This window comes from Marinobacter sp. M1C, from assembly GCF_023314135.1.
Taxonomy (GTDB): Bacteria; Pseudomonadota; Gammaproteobacteria; order Pseudomonadales; family Oleiphilaceae; genus Marinobacter.
Window position 1 is genome coordinate 4,044,984 of record NZ_CP092289.1, and the last position, 22,538, is coordinate 4,067,521.

General features: G+C 53.3%; 17 protein-coding genes. 12 read left to right on the top strand and 5 right to left on the bottom strand.

Features of this window, described 5'->3' with window-relative positions; genetic code table 11:
- Positions 1–218: 218 nt before the first annotated feature.
- Positions 219–1,151 carry a phenylacetic acid degradation operon negative regulatory protein PaaX gene (gene paaX / locus MIH19_RS19075; protein WP_249006358.1) on the top strand — a complete coding sequence of 311 codons (933 nt, stop codon included), beginning with the start codon at positions 219–221 and terminating at the stop codon, positions 1,149–1,151.
- Positions 1,152–1,338: 187 nt separating this feature from the next.
- Positions 1,339–2,463 (top strand): DcaP family trimeric outer membrane transporter, encoded by a 1,125-nt coding sequence (locus MIH19_RS19080; protein WP_249006359.1) that lies wholly within the window; start codon positions 1,339–1,341, stop codon positions 2,461–2,463.
- Between the two features lie 78 nt (positions 2,464–2,541).
- Here the strand turns inward: MIH19_RS19080 and MIH19_RS19085 are convergent, their stop codons facing one another.
- The 4 genes from MIH19_RS19085 to MIH19_RS19100 all read right to left on the bottom strand — a co-directional run bounded on the left by MIH19_RS19085 (position 2,542) and on the right by MIH19_RS19100 (position 8,995).
- Complete coding sequence (locus MIH19_RS19085) at positions 2,542–3,063, bottom strand: DUF2478 domain-containing protein (RefSeq protein ID WP_249006360.1); 522 nt, start codon at positions 3,061–3,063, stop codon at positions 2,542–2,544.
- Positions 3,064–3,244: 181 nt separating this feature from the next.
- Positions 3,245–4,978, bottom strand: coding sequence for a dihydrolipoyllysine-residue acetyltransferase (gene aceF / locus MIH19_RS19090; protein ID WP_249006361.1), 1,734 nt, complete (start codon positions 4,976–4,978; stop codon positions 3,245–3,247).
- Between the two features lie 10 nt (positions 4,979–4,988).
- Positions 4,989–7,655: a pyruvate dehydrogenase (acetyl-transferring), homodimeric type gene (aceE, locus tag MIH19_RS19095; RefSeq protein WP_249006362.1), complete on the bottom strand. Its 2,667-nt coding sequence runs from the start codon at positions 7,653–7,655 to the stop codon at positions 4,989–4,991.
- Between the two features lie 476 nt (positions 7,656–8,131).
- Positions 8,132–8,995, bottom strand: a complete 864-nt coding sequence (locus tag MIH19_RS19100) for a co-chaperone YbbN (protein ID WP_249006363.1) — start codon at positions 8,993–8,995, stop codon at positions 8,132–8,134.
- Positions 8,996–9,187: 192 nt separating this feature from the next.
- Here MIH19_RS19100 and lon point away from each other — a divergent pair, with 192 nt between their 5' ends.
- The gene (gene lon / locus MIH19_RS19105; RefSeq protein WP_249006364.1) at positions 9,188–11,638 is read left to right on the top strand and encodes an endopeptidase La; all 2,451 of its coding nucleotides are present in this window, start codon (positions 9,188–9,190) and stop codon (positions 11,636–11,638) included.
- Positions 11,639–11,687: 49 nt separating this feature from the next.
- Here the strand turns inward: lon and MIH19_RS19110 are convergent, their stop codons facing one another.
- A complete protein-coding gene (locus tag MIH19_RS19110; RefSeq protein WP_007352601.1) occupies positions 11,688–12,185 on the bottom strand; it encodes a MarR family transcriptional regulator in 498 nt (165 codons plus the stop codon).
- Positions 12,186–12,416: 231 nt separating this feature from the next.
- Here MIH19_RS19110 and MIH19_RS19115 point away from each other — a divergent pair, with 231 nt between their 5' ends.
- The 9 genes from MIH19_RS19115 (at position 12,417) to MIH19_RS19155 (ending at position 22,537) form a co-directional block, all read left to right on the top strand.
- Positions 12,417–13,532, top strand: coding sequence for a branched-chain amino acid ABC transporter substrate-binding protein (locus MIH19_RS19115; RefSeq protein WP_249006365.1), 1,116 nt, complete (start codon positions 12,417–12,419; stop codon positions 13,530–13,532).
- Positions 13,533–13,725: 193 nt separating this feature from the next.
- Positions 13,726–14,649: a high-affinity branched-chain amino acid ABC transporter permease LivH gene (gene livH, locus MIH19_RS19120; RefSeq protein WP_249006366.1), complete on the top strand. Its 924-nt coding sequence runs from the start codon at positions 13,726–13,728 to the stop codon at positions 14,647–14,649.
- On the top strand, positions 14,649–15,920 hold the full coding sequence (livM, locus tag MIH19_RS19125; protein ID WP_249006367.1) for a high-affinity branched-chain amino acid ABC transporter permease LivM: 1,272 nt from the start codon (positions 14,649–14,651) through the stop codon (positions 15,918–15,920). Before livH ends, livM begins: the two co-directional genes overlap by 1 nt.
- A gap of 6 nt (positions 15,921–15,926) precedes the next feature.
- Positions 15,927–16,682 (top strand): high-affinity branched-chain amino acid ABC transporter ATP-binding protein LivG, encoded by a 756-nt coding sequence (livG, locus tag MIH19_RS19130; protein ID WP_249006368.1) that lies wholly within the window; start codon positions 15,927–15,929, stop codon positions 16,680–16,682.
- Positions 16,683–16,691: 9 nt separating this feature from the next.
- Positions 16,692–17,393, top strand: a complete 702-nt coding sequence (locus tag MIH19_RS19135; protein ID WP_249006369.1) for an ABC transporter ATP-binding protein — start codon at positions 16,692–16,694, stop codon at positions 17,391–17,393.
- 166 nt (positions 17,394–17,559) lie between these two features.
- Complete coding sequence (locus MIH19_RS19140; RefSeq protein WP_249006370.1) at positions 17,560–18,024, top strand: DUF3015 domain-containing protein; 465 nt, start codon at positions 17,560–17,562, stop codon at positions 18,022–18,024.
- An 89-nt stretch (positions 18,025–18,113) separates the two neighbouring features.
- Positions 18,114–19,991: a DUF4105 domain-containing protein gene (locus MIH19_RS19145; protein ID WP_249006371.1), complete on the top strand. Its 1,878-nt coding sequence runs from the start codon at positions 18,114–18,116 to the stop codon at positions 19,989–19,991.
- Positions 19,961–20,860 (top strand): PEP-CTERM/exosortase system-associated acyltransferase, encoded by a 900-nt coding sequence (locus MIH19_RS19150; RefSeq protein WP_249006372.1) that lies wholly within the window; start codon positions 19,961–19,963, stop codon positions 20,858–20,860. The genes MIH19_RS19145 and MIH19_RS19150 overlap by 31 nt, the downstream gene beginning before the upstream one ends.
- A 33-nt stretch (positions 20,861–20,893) precedes the next feature.
- Complete coding sequence (locus tag MIH19_RS19155) at positions 20,894–22,537, top strand: FAD-binding protein (RefSeq protein ID WP_249006373.1); 1,644 nt, start codon at positions 20,894–20,896, stop codon at positions 22,535–22,537.
- The last annotated feature ends 1 nt before the right edge of the window (position 22,538 follow it).

Sequence of the window (22,538 nt, forward strand, 5' to 3'; positions counted from 1 at the left end):
AATATTGTATCATTACTTCGGTGTCAACTGCGGCGCTCGTACTGGCCGCTGTTTTATTGACCGCCACTGTCAGTTTAGATGAATGTTCACAAAGCGCTCGATGATGACCTGGCCCGCCGCCTTTACCTGATGACGCCGGCGAGATAAGGTTCGTTCCTTGCAATATTAAGCACTTTGATGGCGCCGAATGCTGCCGGAAAACCCTTTAAGAGAAGAACATGTCAGCAAAAAGTCAGCTTGCCAGTCTGATACAGGAATTTCAGCAACAACGCCCGGTCCGTGCAGGTTCTCTGATCATTACCATTTACGGCGATGTCATCCACCCGCGCGGCGGTAATGTGTGGTTAGGCAGCCTGATGAAGCTGGTCACACCTATGGGCATTAACGAACGTCTGGTCAGAACGTCGGTTTACCGGTTGGTGCAAGAAAGCTGGTTACAGACTGAAAAAGTGGGTCGCTGCAGTTATTACAGCATAACCGGGGACGGCCTCCGGCGTTTCCGGCAGGCGTTCGAGCAGGTTTACAGCATTGGTGATGACGACTGGAACGGTGGTTGGTGCCTGACACTGCTAAATCAGGTGGAACCTGACCTACGCTTAAAAGTGCGCGAGGAACTCAAATGGCTGGGCTTTGGCAATCTGTCACCCACCATCATGCAACACCCGCGCTTCAAGCCCGAGCAATTAACCCCGTTATTGCAAGATTGGGGCGCCTCCGATGACGCCATTGTGATGCAAACCCACCCGATAGAACCGCGGAATTCAAAAGCGCTGCGCAGGCAGGTTAAAGAAAGCTGGGATCTGGATGAACTGGGTTTGCGCTATAAACGCTTCCTGGAAAAATTTCGCCCACTGTGGAGGGAGCTCAGCCATAACGACAACCTCAACGCCGAGGACTGTCTGGCTGCGAGGCTTTTACTCATTCACGAATACCGAAAAATATTGCTGCGCGACCCTTTACTGCCTGACGAGCTACTGCCTAGTGACTGGGAAGGGCGCAGCGCCAAGCAACTGTGCCGAAACCTTTACATCGCAATTTACGCGCGCTCTGACGAATTCCTGGCCTGCAATCTGGAAAATGCATCGGGCCCCTTGTCTGTCACCGGGGCTGGGTTTTATCGCCGCTTTGGCGGGTTGGATGTGCACAACTGACGCCGTCTTCCCTTGCGTTAGGAGCCATAGGGTAAGCTTGAAATGCCACTTTCGAGTTAACGCGAATAGCCAACGAAAATAGACGATAGTCTAATAAACAAAAAATAGTTATTGAATTATGTACGCTTGGTAACTAAGTTAGTGCCCGAGTCTGACAACAATAAATAAATATGTGGAGTTAACAACAATGCAAAGTAACAAATTGAGAATGGCCATTCGTGCGACAGCTGCTGTGGCAGTTCTTGGTATGGCCGGTCCGGCAAGCGCCGTAAGTTTTGACGCAGGCGGCTGGGACACCAGCGTATACGGTTATGCCCGTCTTAACGCCAGTTACGATATCGATGAGGACGTCTCATCATCTACCCGCTCGTTTAACTATAATGCAATCAATGTCGGTGCTGCCGAAGATAACGAAGCAACCGGCTACTTCGGTGCAGACGCTTTTCAAAGCAGAATTGGTATCAAAACAACCAGCCCCGAAGGCGTAACAGTCAACATTGAGGGCGATTTCCGCGGCAACGGCGGTGGTTCAGTACGCCTTCGTCACGCCTATGGTTCATACAAAGGCATTCTGGCGGGTCAAACCTGGTCCAACTTTACCAGTTTCGTAGGCAACACCGGCACTCTAGACTTTGACTCCCTCCCAGGCGCTGCAGGCTACCAAAGCCGCACTGCGCAACTGCGTTACACAACCGGCCCCCTGTCGATCTCTGCCGAGCAGCCGCAGAATTCGATTCAAGGTGCTACAAAAAAAGATGGCATGCCTGCTCTGACTGCTCGTATTGAAGATTCAGCCGGCGGGCTGAACTACTCTGCGGCCGTTTTGGCACAGCAACTGGGCTATGACACTGGAACAACTGACGACAGCGCCTTTGGTTATGCAACATTTGTTGCGGCTAACATGGCTCTATCAGACATGGTCACTATTCAGGGCTCACTGAGCTACACCGACGGCGCTAGCAACTACCTGTATCGTGCAGGCGCGATGAGTGGTTACGTTGATACCAATGGCGATCTGGACACCATTTCCGGCTACGGCGGAACTATTGGTGCATCGTTGAACCTCGGCGGCGGCCGCAGCATCAACATTGGCTACGGCATGACCGAAGTGGATCTTGACGATGGCGTTGCGGCCGGCGTAATTGCAGCTACTGATGCTGATTCCATCTCTGCAGTTATGGCAAACTATAAATGGACGCCAGTTAAGAACGTGATGATGGGCGTTGAATACCAGTATGGTATGAAAGAAGCTCAAAATGGCGACGATGGCGACGCAAGCCGCCTGCTGTTTGCAGCTCAGTACAATTTCTAAAAAGATCACTGATCACTGACTAGAAAACCAGATGCCCCGCCCTGTGCGGGGTTTTCTGTTTCTGCCGATCACTAAATCCTAGCCTCGGCTAAACACCCCGTCACACCACTCTTTAGCTCCGCTCTCCGAAAATGCCAGATCGGTCGCCGCACCGCCGTTGAACTCCTGCCACTGAAGCAAAAATTTCCGTTTCACCACGGTTAGCACCGGTATCCCCGCTTCCAACAATTGCAGTAATTCGGCACGACAGCCCTTGCCGTCAATTTCCTGCTGCCCGAAGCGGTTCACAATAGCGAGCCTGGGCGGATTATTCAGTGCCCCGCGCAAAACTCCAGTTGCGTCCGCCAAGCCAGACGGATCCAGGCAGCAAGATTGGGATTCTTTGCCCAGATTCTGGGCTATGGCGTATTCGGTACCGGTTTCCAGATCTTGCACCGCCATGGGCTCGCGGCGAAGGCCCTGCTCGTTCAACGCCATGGCCAGACCCGCCACGCGAATGCCCCTACGGTTGTAATAATGCGCCAGACTGTGCAGCAGCGCGTCTACGGGCTGGCTGTCGTTATCATAGATAATTGCCGCCAGCTGAAGCTTTTGTGCCATTGGAACCGTCCTGAGGCGCTAACAGGTGTCTATACCAACAACACCTGTGTTGTGAAACACAAAAGGGGCGCAGATTGCTCTGCGCCCCAACGTATCACCAGTGTACTGGCTTGCACCGCCAAAGCGGTTGCTTTATGTCAGGGACCGGTGCTGCCAAGAACCCGACCCCCCTCACTCTCGCTTACAGCAACAGGGTACGAATATCACCCATCAGTCGCGCCAGCGCCGAGGTAAAGCGCGCTGCGTCTGCTCCGTTCACCGCACGGTGATCGTAAGACAACGACAACGGCAGCATTAGCCGCGGCTGGAAGGCTTTGCCGTCCCAGACCGGTTTCATCGCCGCTTTGGACACACCCAGTATTGCCACTTCCGGCGTATTCACAATCGGCGTAAAGGCCGTGCCGCCAATACCGCCAAGGCTGGTAATGGTGAAACAGGCGCCCTGCATTTCTGCCGGCTTCAGCTTCTTGTCGCGGGCTTTCTGCGCCAGTTCTGCGCTTTCTGCCGCCAGCTCCCACAGGCCTTTCTGGTCCACATTACGAATCACCGGAACCATCAAACCGTGAGGCGTATCCACCGCAATACCGATGTGGATGTACTTCTTGTGTACAACCTCTTTGCGGTCCATATCCAGGGCTACGTTGAACTGGGGCAGTTCCGCCAGAGCCGTGGCACAGGCTTTGAGCATGAACGGCAGTGGCGTCATTTTCACGCCTTTCTTCTCGCCCAATGCCTTCAGCGATTTACGGAAATCTTCCATATCGCTGATGTCAGCGTCTTCAAACTGGGTGACGTGTGGCACGTTCAGCCAGCTGCGGTGCATGTTCAGCGCCGTAACCGACATCATGCGCGACATACCTTCCCGCTCAACTTCACCAAACTGGCTGAAGTCTGGCAGTTTCACACCAGGAATGCCGCTGGTGCCGGCGCCGGGCACTACGGCGCCCTGCTGTGCCTGCTGCAGCTGAGCCTTCACGTAGCCGTGCACGTCGTCTTTAACAATACGGCTTTTCGGGCCGGAGCCTTTCACGCGGGCCAGGTCTGCACCCAGTTCGCGGGCCAGCTTGCGAACCGCAGGGCCAGCGTGCACTTTGCTGCCCGCGGCGGGCGCTTCATAGGTTACAGAACCGGCGTCTGCAGGCTTGGCTTTGTTATCACTAGCCGCAGCCGGCTGCTCGGGCGCGGCAGGCTGCTTCTTGCCAGCATCGCTGCTATCAGCCGGGGCTGAATCGTCGGCGTCGTCTGCGTCATCTGCGTCATCTGCGTCATCTGCGTCATCTTCAGTGATGGTCATTTCCAGCAGGTCGTCGCCTTCGGAAATTTTGTCACCTTCTTTGACCAGAATTTTGCCGATTTTGCCAGCGAAGGGCGACGGAATTTCCATCGTCGCTTTGTCGGATTCCACCGTTACCAGCGCGCCTTCTACATCAACCTCGTCGCCTTCAGACACGTTAATTTCGATGATCGGAATGTTGTCGAAACCATCCAAACCAGACACTTTCACGATTTCTGTGCGCGTGCCGCCGGATTTTTTCCGCGGCGTCGGCTTGCTGGCGCTGTCGTCAGACTTAGCCGGTGCGTCATCGCTCTGGGTTTTGGGCCCAGGCTCTGGCGCGCTGTTTTCATTTGAAGCGCCATCTGAAGTGTCATCACTCGCACCATCAGAACTGCCCGCGTCGTCTGAACTAAGAATACCGACAACGTCGCCTTCCTTAACCTTATCGCCCACTTTCACGGTGATCTTTACGACCTTACCCGCACTCGGTGACGGCAACTCGACCGATGCCTTGTCGGTTTCAACCGTCAGAATCGGATCTTCTTCAGCCACCGAGTCACCGGCGCTGACCAGTATTTCAATAACTTCAACTTCATCTGCCCCGCCTAAATCGGGAACCCTGATTTCTTGCTCGCTCATAGCGGTCTCCTTAGCGGTGCGCCGGGTTCGGTTTGTTGCGATCGATTCCGTACTTGCGCATGGCTTCAAGAACCTGCTCGTGCTTGATCTCGCCGTCTTTCGCCAAAGCAGACAGAGCCGCTACGGCAACGTGGTAACGATCAACCTCAAAGAAATCACGCAGTTTTTCACGAGTGTCGCTGCGGCCAAAGCCATCCGTACCCAGAGTCAGGAAGGTTTTGGGGATAAACGCCCGTAACTGTTCAGAGTGCAGCTTGATGTAGTCGGTAGACGACACAACCGGACCCGTCTGATTTTCCAGGCACTGAGTAACATAGGCTTTGCGGCCTTTGTCATCCGGGTGCATCAGGTTCCAGCGCTCTACGTGCTGGCCGTCGCGGGCCAGTTCGTTAAAGCTGGTCACACTCCACACATCAGAGCTGACGCCCCAATCGTCTTTCAACAGCTCGGCAGCGGCATTTACTTCGTTCAGGATAGCGCCGGAGCCCAGCAGTTGAACCCGCAACTTGGTTTTGGCTTTACCTTTTGCTTCCACCGAACTGAACTTGTACATCCCCTTGATGATGCCATCTGCACAACCTTCAGGCATCGCTGGTTGAACGTAGTTCTCGTTCTCCATGGTGATGTAGTAATAAACGTTCTTGTTCTCTTCGTACATTTCCTTCATGCCGTGGTGAATCACCACCGCCATTTCATAGGCATAAGCCGGATCGTAAGCTTTGCAGTTAGGTATGGTGTTGGCCAGGATATGGCTGTGACCGTCTTGGTGCTGCAAGCCCTCGCCGTTCAGCGTGGTACGCCCTGCTGTGCCGCCAATCAGGAAGCCGCGAGCCTGAATGTCGCCAGCGGCCCAAGCCAAGTCGCCAACGCGCTGGAAACCGAACATCGAATAAAACGCGTAAAACGGAATCAGCGGGAAGTTGTTGTTGCTGTAGGACGTAGCAGCCGCAATCCAGGCCGCCATAGCGCCGCCTTCGTTGATGCCTTCCTGCAGAATCTGACCTTTTTTGTCTTCACGGTAATACATGATCTGGTCGCGATCCTGCGGCACGTACTTCTGCCCTTCTGAGGTATAAATACCCAGCTGGCGGAACATGCCTTCCATACCAAAGGTACGGGCTTCATCGGGAACAATCGGTACAACCCGCTTGCCCACACGCTTGTCTTTTACCAACGCGCTCAGAATACGCACGAACGACATGGTGGTGGAGATTTCACGGCCGTTGGAACCGTCCAAAACTTGCTTGAAGATGTCCAGATCAGGAATCTGCAGCGGCTGACTGTCTTTACGACGCTTGGGATAGAAACCACCCAGGTCTTGCCGGCGCTTCTTCATGTAAACCAGCTCCGGGCTGTCTGGCGCCGGGCGGTAGTAGGGTACGTCTTCCAGCTCGTCGTCTTTCAGCGGAATCGCGAAACGGTCACGGAATGACTTCAGCGTTTCTATATCAAGTTTTTTCAACGAGTGAGCCGTGTTGGTGGCTTCGCCAGCGGCACCAAAGCCATAACCTTTGATGGTGTGAGCCAGAATAACAGTCGGCTTACCATTGGCTTGTGTCGCCGCTTTCTTATAAGCCGCATACACCTTGTACGGGTCGTGGCCGCCGCGATTAAGCTTTTGAATGTCGTCGTCGGTCCAGTTTTCAACCATCTTGGCCAGCTTCGGATACTTGCCGAAAAACTGCTTGCGGGTTGCCGCCGGGCCACCGTTGGTGAAACTCTGCAGTTCGCCGTCAACCACTTCGTCCATAGCGCGCTGCATGGTGCCGTCTTCATCTTGATCAAACAGCGGGTCCCACATGCGGCCCCAAACCACTTTGATCACGTTCCAGCCAGCACCGCGGAACGAGCCTTCCAGTTCCTGAATGATCTTGCCGTTACCACGTACCGGGCCATCCAGGCGCTGCAGGTTGCAGTTTATCACAAACACCAGATTGTCCAGGTTTTCACGGCTGGCTTTGGAAATACAGCCCAGAGTTTCGGGCTCGTCACATTCACCATCACCAATGAAACACCACACTTTGCGATTTTCCATTTCGACCAGCTCGCGGCTGTCGAGGTATTTCATGATGTGAGCCTGGTAAATGGCCTGAATCGGACCCAGGCCCATAGACACCGTGGGGAACTGCCAGTAATCAGGCATCAGCCACGGGTGCGGATAGGATGACAAACCGCCGCCGTCGACTTCTTCGCGATACTTGTCTAGCTGCGCTTCTTCAAACCGGCCTTCCAAAAAGGAACGGGCGTAAATGCCCGGCGAAGCGTGGCCCTGGAAATACACAAGGTCTGACTCGCGTTTTTCGTCGCCACCGTGAAAGAAATAGTTAAAGCCCACATCGTAAAGCGTGGCCGCAGACGAGAAGGTGGAAATATGACCACCCAGATCACCCGGGCGTTTGCCGGCACGCACAACCATCGCCATGGCGTTCCAACGGATCAGGGAACGAATACGGCGTTCCATGAACAGATCACCCGGCATGCGCGCTTCCTGAGCCAGCGGGATCGTATTACGGAATGGCGTGGTAATAGAATACGGCAGTTGGGTGCCGTCACGACTAGCACGCTCGGAAAGGCGTTCCAGAATGTACTTGGCTCGGTCTACACCCTCCTGCTCGATCAGTGATTCGAGCGCGTCAAGCCACTCAGTGGTTTCAATCGGATCGTCGTCCTGATACATCAAATCCTCCCGTAGGCGTCTATATAAATGCGGCCCAGGCGCCGTATATTACGGGCTGCGCTGCTGAGTCATTCAGTGGGGCTTGCGGCGTTGGGGCCGCAGCGCCGTTTAATTATTCATAAACAAGCATAGATCAGGTTTCACAATTTGCGTTTAACAGCTTGCAAACTGCTTCTGGAATTGAACGGTATTGTAGTTTTTTTACTACAATTTATCGAAATTTTTTGAATAACCCTCAAAAACTCTGGAAAAATGGGGATTATTTTCGATTCCTTACGGAATAATGACGCTTTTACACCCTCCAGACAAGCCGCACCCGACCAAGGTCGAACATCGCTAACTCTACGTGATTTCGTTTGTAAACTTAAACCTTCTACGTTTCACTTTGAATAATATGCAAAAAACGGGCTTACCGTGAGGTAAACCCGTTTTTTAATTTAAGACCAAATTGCTGTTTAATGCATCAATTTGTACCCCTAGTGCATCAAGGTATACAGTTTCCGCCGGTAGGTGCGCACATCAGCATTGTTGTTGCCCAGCTTTTCAAACAGCTCCACCAGCGTTGTCTTGGCCACTTCATTTTTATACTTGCTGTCTACCTGCATCAGACGAATCAGCAGTTCCATGGCCTCGGCGTTGTTTTCTTTTAACACGTTATGCAGCGCCAGCATGTGCAGCGCGTTGGGGTCTTTCGGGTCTTGCTCCAGAGCCATTTCCAGGTCGGTCTGGGGCGGCAGCTCTGCGGACTGTTTCAAAAATTTGATGCGAGCCGCCAGCTGTTTGGCCTGGTGCTGCAATTTTTCTTCCGGAGGCAGGCTGCTGTAAATCTGTTCGGCGGTGTCCAGATCACCCATTTCGGCTTTGATCTGGGCCAGATCAATCAGCACTTTCAGGTTTTCCGGATCGTTCTGGTTCATATCGCCCAAAATGGCCAGGGCGCCATCCAGATTGCCTTCTTCCCAAAGCGCGTGAGCTTTTTCGTAAGGGTCCTCGGCGGGCGCTTCCACATACTTGTCCAGCACTTTGCGGATCTCGCTTTCCGCTAACGCGCCATTAAAACCGTCTACCGCCTGGCCATCTTTCACCAAAATAACGGTCGGCAGACTTTTCACACCCAAGCTCGCGGTAAGTTGTTCTTGCTGGTCGGCATTCACTTTGGCCAGTAAAAAGGCGCCCTTATACTCATCGGCCAACTTTTCCAGCAGTGGCATCAGCTGTTTACAAGGCGCGCACCATTCCGCCCATACGTCTACCAGAACGGGTGTTGTGGAAGAGGCTTCCATCACCTGCTGCTGGAAATTTTCCATTGTGGCTTCGAAACTATAGGGGGAGCTGCTCATCGGGACACCTGAATCTGTCGCTGTTTATAGATACAGCTAAGATGGGGAGCCCGGCGGCGAAATTCAAGAGGAACAGGCCAAAGGGGTTAACAAGCGGCCTTGAAAATCAGAGTTTTGGCAGCAAGTAAATAGCAAACGTTCGACACCGAATACACGACGCCGAACACACCCAGTACCGGGAAGCCAAGTAGCATGACAGACGACAACAGCAATGAATCTCTGGAACAGCTCGAAGAAGATATAACCGAGTACATAGGCAAAGACGAAGACAGCAAAGGCCTGGCACTGTCTGAACAGACGCTGCCCAAGCGCCTGTATTTGCTGCCGGTGTCTAATCGGCCGTTTTTCCCCGCCCAGGTACAGCCCGTCATGGTCAATCAAAACCCCTGGCACGAAACCTTGAAAAAGGTGAGGGAAACCGATCACGGCATGCTTGGCATTTGCTACGTTGACAACGAAGCCGGCGAAAAGGGCGTGCCTGATAGCAAAGAGCTGGCCACCATGGGCTGCGCCGTACGCGTGCACCACGCCCAGCAAAAAGACGGCAAGGTTCAGTTTATTGCCCAGGGCTTACAGCGCTTTCGCATTGTGCGATGGCTGCGCCGCCGCCCACCCTACCTGGTTGAAGTGGAATACCCGCAAGAACCTGCTGAAGATCTGGACGAAACCAAGGCCTATACCATGGCCGTTATCAGCGCTATTAAAGAGCTGCTGCGCACCAACCCGCTGTATGGCGAGGAGGTGAAACAGTACCTGACGCGCTTCGGCCCGGAAGACAGCTCCCCGCTGACCGACTTTGGCGCCTCAATGACCAGCGAACCCGGCGCGAAGCTGCAAGAAGTGCTGGATACCGTGCCGCTGCTGCAGCGAATGGAAAAAGTGCTGCTACTGATGCGCAAAGAGTTGGAAGTGGCCAAATTGCAATCGGAAATCAGTGCGGAAGTGAATCAGAAAGTGCAAAAGCACCAACGTGAGTTCTTTCTGAAAGAGCAGCTGAAAGTGATTCAGCGCGAACTGGGCATGTCGAAAGACGACAAAACCGCCGACGCCGAACGTTTCGAAGCGCGCATGGCGGAACTCGACCCGCCCGAAGCGGTGCGCGAACGCTTTGATGAAGAACTGCAAAAACTGCGAATCTTGGAACAGGGCTCGCCAGAATACGGCGTTACTCGCAATTATCTGGACTGGATAACCCAGGTGCCCTGGGGCCAACACTCGCAGGATCATTTCGACCTAGCCGAGGCGCGGCACATTCTGGACAAAGACCACGACGGCCTGGGCGATGTAAAAGACCGCATTATCGAGTTTTTGGCAGAGGGCAGCTTCAAAAAAGAAGTCAGCGGCACCATCCTGCTGTTGGTGGGTCCGCCGGGCGTGGGCAAAACGTCCATCGGCCACTCGGTGGCAGACGCGCTGGGGCGCAAGTTCTATCGCTTTAGCGTAGGCGGCATGCGTGATGAAGCCGAAATAAAAGGCCATCGCCGCACCTACATTGGCGCCATGCCCGGCAAATTCGTGCAGGCGCTGAAAGACACAAAAGTGGCCAACCCGGTCATTATGCTGGATGAAATAGACAAGATTGGCGCGTCTTACCAGGGCGACCCGGCCTCTGCCTTGCTGGAAACTCTAGACCCGGAGCAGAACCGCGAGTTTCTGGACCACTATCTGGATGTGCGCATGGACTTATCAAAAGTGCTGTTCATCTGCACCGCCAACCAGCTGGATACCATCCCGCGGCCGCTGCTTGACCGCATGGACGTGATTCGCCTGTCTGGCTACATTGCGGAAGAAAAGCTGGCGATCGCCAAGCACCACCTGTTACCGAAACTGCTGAAACGCGCCGGACTGCTTAAAAAGCAGATGAACATTTCTGACGCCGCCATAAAACAGGTAATTGAGGGTTATGCCCGTGAAGCCGGGGTGCGTGGTCTGGAAAAGATGCTGCACAAAATTATCCGCAAGGGCATCGTAAAACTGCTGGAAAATCCCGGTTTACCCATTCGCGTTGGCATTGCCGACGTACAGGAATACCTGGGGCAGCCTATATTCCGCAAAGAAAAATCGATGAAGGGCATCGGCGTCGTCACTGGTTTAGCCTGGACCGCCATGGGCGGCGCTACGCTCAGCATTGAGGCATCGCGCATTCACAACAGCCAGCGCGGTTTCAAACTGACCGGGCAACTGGGGGATGTGATGCGCGAATCCGCCGAGATTGCTTACAGCTTTGTGGCGTCTAACTTGAAACGCTACAAAGGCGACCCGGTGTTCTTCGACAAATCTCTGGTCCACCTGCACGTGCCGGAAGGCGCGACGCCGAAAGACGGCCCAAGCGCAGGCGTCACTATGGCCACGGCGCTGCTGTCGATTGCCCGCCGTGAAGCGCCGCAGCAGAACATCGCCATGACCGGTGAACTGACGCTGACCGGGCAGGTACTGCCAGTCGGGGGAATACGGGAAAAAGTGATTGCCGCGCGGCGGCAGAAAATCAACCAATTGATTCTGCCAGAGGCCAACCGAGGCGATTACGACGAGCTACCGGGCTACTTGAAAGAAGGCATTGCGGTCAGTTTTGCGAAACACTACAGCGACGTGTTTCAGGTTTGCTTTGGCCAACAACCAAAAAAAGGCGCGGTTATGCACTGACGCGCCGCCCGCTGCTATTTATCCCGACCTGCCTCCTTATCATGCAGACTTACTTGGAGGTTTCCTTCCAACCATCTTCACGCAGTACCGGGCCTACATCCAGGACCGGTGATGCGTCTATGTGGTCTGCGTCCATCATATTAGCCACTCGCTGCAACGAGGCCAGAATCATGGTTTGCTCCCACTCCGCCAAGGCCTGATATTTTTTGATGAAGTCTTCTTGCAACGGGTTGGGCGCTCGGGCCAGAATTTCGCCGCCGGCTTCTGTCAGATGGGCGTGTACTTTGCGCTTATCCTGAGTACTGCGCACCCGGTACACCAATTTGCGCAATTCCAGCCGGTCTAAAATAGTGGTTACTGTGGCCTGGCTAAGGCTGATTTTATCAGCGATGGTGCCAATAGTGACTTGGCCCAAATCCCGTATGGTCCGCATAATCAACAGCTGCGGCGCGGTCAGACCGGCGCTCTTGCTCAATCGTTTTGAGTGCAGATCTGTTGCGCGGATTACCCGGCGTAATGCTACTAATACTTCGTCATAATTGGTCAACGCGCCGCTCCCGTCATGCTTATACCACTAACATTTAGAGTTGTTTATATCACGATCCACTGCAAAAGCCATCAGCTTTTATATAGCCTGGCAGCGATCAAATAGAAGACAAACGACGATTTTCACGGCAAGATGGCAACCTAGAATGGCCTGCGCTTGACAACAACCAAGCGTGGGTGTTTTGTTAATGCCTGAGTATCACAATAATAACCTGAATACAGGAAACCAATAATGCAAAACAACGTTAAAAAACTCGTAACAGCTATCGCCGCATCCGTTGCCCTGCTGGGCGCAGGCGGCGCCGTAGCAGAGATTAAAGTAGGCATTGCCGGCCCCATGACAGGACCGGTTGCGCAGTACGGCGACATGCAATTTTCTGGCGCGCGGATGGCCATCGAGCGTATTAATGCTGCTGGCGGCGTTATGGGTGAAAACCTGGTAGCGGTTGAATACGACGACGTATGCGACCCCAAGCAAGCCGTGACCGTTGCCAACGCTCTGGTCAACGACGGCGTGAAATACGTGGTAGGCCATCTGTGTTCCAGCTCTACCCAGCCGGCGTCTGATATCTACGAAGACGAAGGTATTCTGATGATCACCCCGGCCTCCACCAGCCCGGACATCACCACTCGCGGCTATGAGCTGGTATTCCGCACCATCGGCCTGGACAGCATGCAGGGCCCGGTCGCCGGAAACTATTTGGCCAGCCTGAAGCCCAAGAAAGTCGCGGTTATCCACGACAAACAGCAATACGGTGAAGGCATTGCCACCGCCGTGCGCGATACCCTGAAAGACGCTGGCGTTGAAATAGCCATGTTTGAAGGCATTACCGCAGGCGATAAAGACTTTTCATCGCTGGTGACCAAACTCAAGCAGGCTCAGGTCGATTACGTGTACTACGGCGGCTATCACCCCGAACTGGGTCTGATTCTGCGCCAAGCTCGTCAAGCAGACCTCGACGCTATATTTATGGGTCCTGAAGGCGTTGGCAACAAAGACATCAACACCATTGCCGGCGAAGCCGCTGAAGGCCTTCTGGTTACCCTGCCTCCGGCCTTCGATGAAAAAGAAGAGAACAAAGATCTGGTTGCCGCGTTTGCGGATAAAGACCAAGACCCCTCCGGTCCATTTGTACTGACTTCCTACGCAGCGGTTCAGCTGGTAGCTGAAGGCATCGAAAAAGCAGGTTCCAAAGACCCGTTTGAAGTGGCCGCCGCACTGCGCGCCAACAGCTTCGAAACGCCCATTGGCACCGTTCAATACGACAAAGCCGGCGACCTGAAGTCGTTCGAATTTGTGGTTTATGAATGGCACTCAGACGGCAGCAAGACTCCGGTCAGTAACTAACGCGGGCCCCCAACCCGCCACTGTCGTGCGGGCGCAAGCCCGGCGGCAGCCCTGAAAGAGACGACACCCCGCAGTCTGCCGACGTCTGCGGGGTGTCTTTCCAAGCTTCTGATCTAAACGTTAATTGCGCGGCGCCATTGCCTGCTGCGCGCTTCTCTGCCCGTCAGAAGTCGATTTCCGGAGATGGCACCCTATGCAAGACCTTCTATACTTCTCTCAGCAGCTTATTAACGGGCTGACAATAGGCAGCGCCTATGCCCTGATTGCCATTGGCTACACCATGGTTTACGGCATTATCGGAATGATCAACTTCGCCCACGGCGAAATTTATATGATTGGCGCCTACACCGCGCTCATTGCCATCACCGGTTTGACGACCCTGGGCATTGCCTGGTTACCGCTGGTGCTGGTTGTGGCTCTGGTTTGCGCCATCCTTGTATCCAGTTCTATGGGCTGGGCAGTGGAACGAGTGGCCTATCGGCCTGTGCGCGGCCGGCACCGCCTGATCCCGCTGATTTCCGCCATTGGTATGTCCATCTTTTTGCAAAATTACATGCACCTGGCCCAAGGTTCCCGCAACGTCGGTTTTCCCTTACTGATCGAAGGCGGTTTCAATTTTGGTTCGGACGGCGCCTTCCAGATGTCGCTGTCGTACATGCAGATCACCATCTTCGTGACCACCCTGATCTGTATGACCGTGCTATCGACGTTTATATCGCGCTCACGCACCGGTCGCGCTTGCCGTGCCGTATCCCAGGATCTGGGCATGGCCAACCTGCTGGGCATAGACACCAACCGCATCATATCCGCCACCTTTATCATTGGCGCCGCATTGGCGGCGGTTGCCGGCCTGCTGCTGGGCATGTACTACGGCTCGGTTGATCCGTTGTTTGGGTTTATCGCTGGCTTAAAGGCGTTTACCGCCGCGGTACTGGGCGGTATTGGCAGCATTCCGGGTGCGATGCTGGGCGGGCTTATTCTAGGCATCGCTGAAAGCATGACGTCAGGCTATTTGAGTGGTGAATACAAAGACGTCATCTCGTTCAGCTTGCTGATCCTGATTTTACTGTTCAAACCGACCGGCTTATTGGGCAAACCGGAGGTTGAAAAAATCTGATGGCGACTTCCAATGTTCGGCACGCACTCTTTTGTGCCATCGTAACCATTGTTATCTCTTACCCCATTTTGGGGCTGAATCTGGAAGCCGAAGGGATCAATATTGTCCTGACTGGCACCGACGCCACCACCATCGTCGCCATTGCGTGTGCGGCCCTGATAGTGTTTTTGTTTCAGCTTTTCCGCGACAGCGTGATGGGCAAACTGGGCGCCGTGAGCGACCTGAACCCGCTGACCGGCCGCAAGCCCATGGAGCAAGATAAACGGGCAAAGCTTGAAAGCTGGATACTGACAGGGCTGGTCGTTGTGGCGCTGTTCTGGCCATTTTTCTCATCCCGCGGCGCGGTTGATCTGGCCACGCTGGTACTCATTTACGTAATACTGGCGCTGGGCCTGAACGTGGTGGTGGGTCTGGCTGGCCTATTAGACCTGGGCTACGTGGCTTTTTACGCTGTAGGCGCCTACACCTTTGCCTTATTGTCGCAGTATTACGGCATCTCTTTCTGGATGGCGCTGCCGCTGGGCGCTTTACTGGCAGGGTTATTCGGCCTGCTTCTGGGTTTTCCGGTGCTGAGATTAAGGGGCGATTACCTGGCCATTGTGACTCTGGGTTTTGGCGAAATTATCCGCATACTTCTGAACAACTGGACCAACGTGACCGGCGGGCCTAACGGCATTGGCGGCATTCCCGACCCTACCCTGTTCGGAATGGAATTTGGCCGGAGTGTTAAAGAAGAAGGTAATACCTCGTTTCACGAAACCTTCGGCATCGCCTACAGCGGCGAACACAAGGTCATATTCCTGTACTTGATTGCCCTGGTACTGGCCATTATCACCGCGCTGATTATCCGCCGGTTGATGAAAATGCCGGTAGGCCGCGCTTGGGAAGCTCTGCGTGAAGATGAAATTGCCGCACGTTCTCTGGGCCTCAGCCGCACCGCGGTAAAGCTGTCGGCGTTTACCATCGGCGCCTTCTTTGCGGGTTTTGCCGGCACCATATTTGCCTCGAAACAGGGTTTTATAAGCCCGGAATCTTTCGTGTTTCTGGAATCAGCCATTATTCTGGCCATTGTGGTGCTGGGCGGTATGGGCTCGCAAATTGGCGTAATACTCGCAGCCATTGCCGTCACCATACTGCCCGAGCTGGCACGGGAGTTTTCTGAATACCGCATGCTGATCTTTGGTGCCGCCATGGTGCTGATGATGATTTGGCGACCCCAGGGATTGGTGCCTATGCGCCGTCTTCACATCACCCTAAAAACGCAGGAGTAACAGGCAATGCTTGAAATACAAAACCTGGCCATGCGTTTTGGCGGTCTACTGGCGGTAGACGGCGTAAGTCTGAATGTTCAGGAACGGGAAATTCACTCTATTATTGGCCCCAACGGTGCCGGTAAAACCACCGTGTTCAACTGCATGAGCGGGTTTTATAAACCCAGCGGCGGCAAGATCATCTTTCGAGGGAAGGAGATTCAAGGCAAGCCGGATTATAAAATCTCGCGCATGGGTATGGTGCGCACGTTTCAGCACGTGCGGCTGTTTACTCAAATGTCGGTGGTGGAAAACCTGTTGGTGGCACAGCACCGGCACTTGAACACCAACCTGCTGGCCGGTCTTGTAAAAACGCCGAACTATCGTGAGCGTGAGCGCAAATCTCTGGATCGCGCCGCCTACTGGTTAGAGCGCATAGGCATGCTAGACCAGGCAAACGTCGATGCCGGAAACCTGTCTTACGGCCAGCAGCGGCGCCTGGAAATAGCACGCTGCATGGTCACCATGCCGCAGCTGTTGATGCTGGACGAGCCCGCAGCCGGCTTGAACCCGGCGGAAACCCTGGAGCTGAACCGGCTGATTGTCAGCTTGAAAGAAGACTACAGCGTGTCGGTGGTGCTGATTGAGCACGACATGAACCTGGTAATGGATATTTCCGACCGGATTACGGTGATTAACCAGGGCCGCCCACTTGCCAGCGGAACACCGCAGGAAGTGCGTGCAAACGAAGACGTTATCAAAGCCTACCTGGGCGAGGCCTGAGGACCAGCCATGTTGATACTGGAAGATATACACACCCACTATGGCAAAATTGAAGCCCTGCACGGCGTATCGGTTGAAATAAATGAGGGCGAAATTGTCACGCTGATCGGCGCCAACGGCGCCGGCAAAACCACACTGCTGATGACCGTATGCGGTAGCCCCCAAGCCAGTGCTGGCCGGGTTGTGCTTGACGGCCGCGACATCACCAAAGAGCCAACCTCGCAAATCATGCGTTCCGGCATTGCCATAGTGCCCGAAGGCCGGCGCATTTTCTCCGGGCTAACGGTGAAAGAAAATCTGCACATGGGTGGTTTTTTCAACACCAAATCAGAAATTCGCAAAAGCCAGGAGCACGTTTACGAACTGTTCCCGCGCCTGAAAGAACGCGAAAGCCAGCGCGCCGGCACCATGTCTGGCGGCGAGCAGCAAATGCTGGCCATTGGCCGCGCGCTGATGAGCAAACCGCGACTGATCATTCTGGACGAGCCGTCCCTGGGCCTGGCACCGCTTATTATCAAACAGATTTTCGAGATTATCGGCAAACTGCGCGATGATGGCATGACGGTATTTCTGGTAGAACAGAACGCCCACCAGGCGCTGAATTTGGCCGACCGGGGTTACGTGTTGGAAACCGGGCGCATTCGCCTGCATGACACGGGGGCAAACCTGCTGGTGAATCCGCAAGTGCGGGAGGCGTATCTGGGCGGGTGAATATGGGAACTGTGCAGTAAGTAACCATAAAGCCAGACTTTTTCCGTTATTACAGTGGGCGTGACGGAAAATTTGACTATACTCCGGTAAGCGATGCTGGGCTACGTTCGGTAAGATCAGCCCCATCGCAGCGACTACAGCTATACCAAAAACCAAGGAGTGAATAATGAAAAAACTGATCGCAGGTGCAATTCTTCTGGGTGTTTCGTCTATGGCCTTTGCACAACCGGGCTGTGGCGTTGGCGCCATGATCTGGAAAGGACAGGCCGGTATTGCGCCGCACGTACTAGCGGCAACCACCAATGCATCGTTCGGTAACCAGACCTTTGGTATGACCACGGGCACCCTGGGTTGCTCAACCAATGCTTCTGTTCAATCCATGGCGATGTACATGGACAGCAACATCGACAAAGTAGCTCGTGACATGTCACGCGGCAACGGCGAAAACCTGGACACCCTGGCGGTTCTACTGGGCGTAGAGCAGGCTGACCGTGACAACTTCCGCAGCGTGCTGCAGGACAATTTCGCGACCATCTTCCCGAATGCAGACACCACCTCTGACCAGGCCGTTAGCGCTATTGTTGCCTTGCTGCAGCAAGATGCCGGCCTGAGCAAGTACGTCGCTGCCTGATATTTCCGGGTTCCTCGGAAATACTGTAATTTCGGTGCGCCAGCGATGGCGCACTTTTTTTCTAGACACCACGGACTCTGACACCTGCCATGGGCCAAACTTTTCGTTCTGGTGCAGCCGCAGCCTTATTCGCGTTGCTACCAATGCCGGCCCTGGCTGAGACAGTCAGCGTACCTGCCGGCCTACATCTGTCGCCAGGCTGGCTAACACTGGGCCATTACCACCAGCCAAACCTGAGCAGCGGTTTCAAAAGCCAGGCCGACGACGATGCATTTTTTCTCAGTGCCGACGGCAAGCTCTCCCCAAAGGCTGAATTAGCGGCCACACTTGCGGCCATTCAACAGCCGGGCGGCGGAGACCTGCACGCGCGCTGCCGATTTCCAGCCCGATCAACCTGGCTGCAACAAGAGCTGAATCTGAATTTGCCTGCGGTTGATTGCCCCGCGTATCAGCAATGGCAGGATGAGCTAAACACAGAAACCGTTACCCTAGTGTTTGCGGCGTCCTATCTGAACAGCCCGTCGTCTATGTTCGGCCATACGTTTCTGCGCCTGGACCCACCTCAGGATGACAACGACACTAACCTGCTACTGGCCAACACCATTTCCTACGCCGCCGATGCCGCCGCCCACGACGGTGAGCTGATGTTTGCCTATCGCGGTATTTTTGGTGGCTACCCGGGCATTACCACGGTTCGGCCCTACTACGAAAAAATCCGTCTATACTCGGATATTGAACACCGGGATTTATGGGAATATCAGTTAAACCTGAAGCAAAGCGAGGTCAACAGAATGACCGCCCACGCCTGGGAGATTCAGGACAAAAACTTCGACTATTACTTTTTTGACGAAAACTGCGCCTACCGACTGCTGGCGCTGATTGATGTGGCACGGCCAGGCACTGACTTGCTGGATGAGGTAAATACCCACGCCATTCCAACAGATACCGTGCGCTGGGTAATCGAAAAGAACCTGGTAGCCAATGTGGAATACCGGCCCTCGGCCGCAACCGCGGTCAGCTATTCGCTGGAATCTCTTGGCTCCCAGCAGCAGCTCATTGCCTCTGCCCTGGCCAACGGTTACCTGCAACCGGACAGCGCGGAACTGATGGCACTCAACGAGGCCGACCGGGCCGCCGTGCTGGATGCAAGTTACGATTACGTACGCTACCAGAGCGAAGCCGATGGCTGGCCCCGTGACTTCGCCGCCCCGCTATCACATGCTCTTTTGCGAGAACGCAGTAAACTGATTGCAGACCAGCCCGGGCAGCCGCCGAGGCCGTTGGTGCGAGACGATCAAGGCCATGACACTTTCCGTTTGAGCCTAGGCGCCGGTCGCGCAGAGTACGCGTCAAGCGGCCGCAACTTCTCCCTATTGAGCTTTCGCCCCGCATACCATGATTTCTTGGATCCTCCCGAAGGCTACCGGAGCGGGGCTCAACTGCAGTTTCTGCGATTTGACGCTCGCTATTACACCGATAACAACGAGTTGCAGCTCGAGCAGTTTACCGCCATTGATGTGCGCTCGCTGAGCCCCCGCAATCGCTTTTTCTCGCCGCTGTCGTGGCAGGTCAGCTTTGGCGGTCGGCGCACGGATACAGGGCGTGGAAGAGTTCTGGCACCCTATCTGGACGGCGGCGCCGGCGGCAGCTGGCGTATCGCTAACAACACGCAGGCGTTTGCTCTGGCAACGGCGGATCTGGAAATTGATGACGATTTAGGGCGCGGCTACGATGCAGCACCCGGCGCTGATCTGGGACTTCTGCACCAGACACCCCGCTTCAGCCTGTTGGCCGGCGTGAAAACCAAATCCTGGATTGTCAGCAGCAAGCATAGGCAGGACCAGCTCTACGGCAAAGCAAGCTGGCATCTTGGCCGCGAATTCAGCGTGTTCGCCGAATTCAACCGTGAAGACCACTTCGACAGGATGCAAAACACATGGCAAGCCGGTTTACACGCTTACTTTTGAGTAAAAAAGAATATAGGGCCTACGTAAAGAGCGCAAAAAACATATTTAAAAAAAAGGCTTACTTAACAAAAGAAGACGGATCTTGGGAAAGTGTAAAGCAGACATTGAATATCAGAAAAGCTTGGAGTTCCTTATTAAAATTGAGGGAAGCCAATGCCGCGTGCAGTCGCTTTATGCAGTTTTTCTCATTTGACATCGCCACGACGGTTGAACTGGAGCGTGAAGCCTATAAAATACGCCACCAGGTCTACTGCGAGGAACTGGGGTGGGAAGCTCTGCGCGAATCTGGCGAAGAGACAGACGAATTTGATAATCACGCCGCCTATTGCCTGGTCAGACATAGGTCGACCAATGTGTTTGCGGGCACGGTACGTATTGTTAATAGTACAGAAGAAAATAAAGAAGCATTACCCATTGAGAAGTACTGCCTCGACACAATTACAGACCTTGCCTATTCACCCACCAACTTCCCCAGAGAGCATATCTGTGAGTTTTCAAGATTGGCCGTGCCGTCTTCATTCCGTCGGCGTCAAACTGACAAATTTCCAGGCGCCGCCACGGGCAGCATCAACGTGATGCAATATTCTAAAAATGAATTACGCTGCTTCTCATTCATTGCCATTGGCTTGTATTTTTCTGCCGCTTCATTGGCTATGAAACTGGGAAAAAAACACGCCTACGTAATGATGGAACCGCGGCTAGCCAGAAACATGGGTTTTGTGGGCATTAAATTCAGACAAATAGGTCCTGTCGTTGATTATCATGGCCGGCGAGCGCCCTATTATATCAATGCCGAACTTTTGCATGCGCATTTGGCTAGAGGCTTCAAAATGATGCTTAAAAACATCAAGCACTCTATTGACCAATAGTAGAGACATTGATTTCAATGTGGAGGAATTCTTTTGACACAAGACTTGCACTCACTATTAACTGCCAATGGTTTTGATAATTTCGAACTCTGTGAAGTATTTAACCAGCTTCAGGCCAACACGCTTTACAACAAAGGTACTGAATCGATCTCCAGAAATCTCTACGGTGCGATAAAGGTACAAAAAATTGAAGTAGTAAGCAATTTATTTAAATTAGCAAACAAGCTTGCAACATGCGAACAGAAAAAGATTGTTTTTTACCCCATATCGACCGGCAATAACTGGGGGTATGGCACCTCCCTGCCCAATTCACCCAGCGAAAATTCGGTCATCCTCGATTTGTCGCTAATGAATAACATTGAAATAGTCAATGAGTACTTGGGCTTGGTCAGGATTGAGCCCGGCGTCACTCAAGGCCAGCTCAGTGACTATTTCGAGAAACATAATCTTCCGTTCATGGTACCGGTTACTGGAGCAGGTGCGTCCTGCTCGATTCTGGCAAACGCTCTGGAGCGGGGTTATGGAATAACACCCCATCAGGACCATTTTGCAGCGCTTACCGATCTCAAAGCTGTATTGCCAAACGGGCAGCATTATCAATCACCACTGAGCCAGCTATCGTCTGAAGCGGGCCAAGCCGATCTGGTGAATCAGACTTATAAATGGAATGTTGGCCCCTACCTTGATGGCCTTTTTACACAATCAGGGCTCGGCGTTGTCTATCAAGCCACCATTCGCTTAAAACGAATTCCCGCTGGATTTGATTCATTTTATATTGACTATAAAAATGACGAAGACGTTAGAGTTGCAATAGAATTTATCAAAAGTACACTGGAAAGATTTGAAGGCATTGTTGGCTCGATAAATCTAATGGATCGACTTCGCATTATTTCAATGCTGAAACCAAATCCAAATAAAGACACAGGTAATGTATTAAGCAGCGAACAGATAGAGACAATCACAAAGAAGGAAATGGTGGCTGCCTGGACCATAGTGGGTTCAATATACGGTGAGCCCGGTGTTGTTAAACAAGTCAAAAATCTGATTATAAAGGCTGCCAAGCCCCACGCCCATCACATAATATTTTCGGGTGATGTAAAAATTAAGATCGCAAAATCAGTGTTTGAGAAAATGCCCGCGTGGTTTCTACCAGCGATTCAGGACAAGTTAAAGTCGCTCGCGGCCAGCATTGAGATTATGCGCGGAAAGCCCAATGAAATCGCTAAACCTCTATGCTATTGGCGAACCACTGTGCCTGAACAACAGTCAATTATTAAGGATCCGGCAAAAGACAAATGCGGACTGTTATGGTACGCGCCCCTGATCCCCATGTCCCCGGATAGTGTTAGCAGGTATACCCAACATGTGCGTACAGTCTGCAGGAAACATAACATAGACCCTTTAATCACGTTCACAAATTTACGCCATGATCTGATAGATAGCACCATTCCAATTTTATTTAATCAGTTTTCTAATCTGTCTGTTAGCAATGCTCACGCGTGTTTAGACGAGCTGGTAACGGAGGGAATTACCTTGGGCTACATTCCTTATCGGTTAAATATTGATCAGCAACTGAGGTGGTTTGATGGCCACCTGCAGTCCGATCAAATAATGCAAAGGATATACAAAGCTTTTGATGAAAATGGCATTAGCCAGATTGGCCGTTATGGGAAATAGT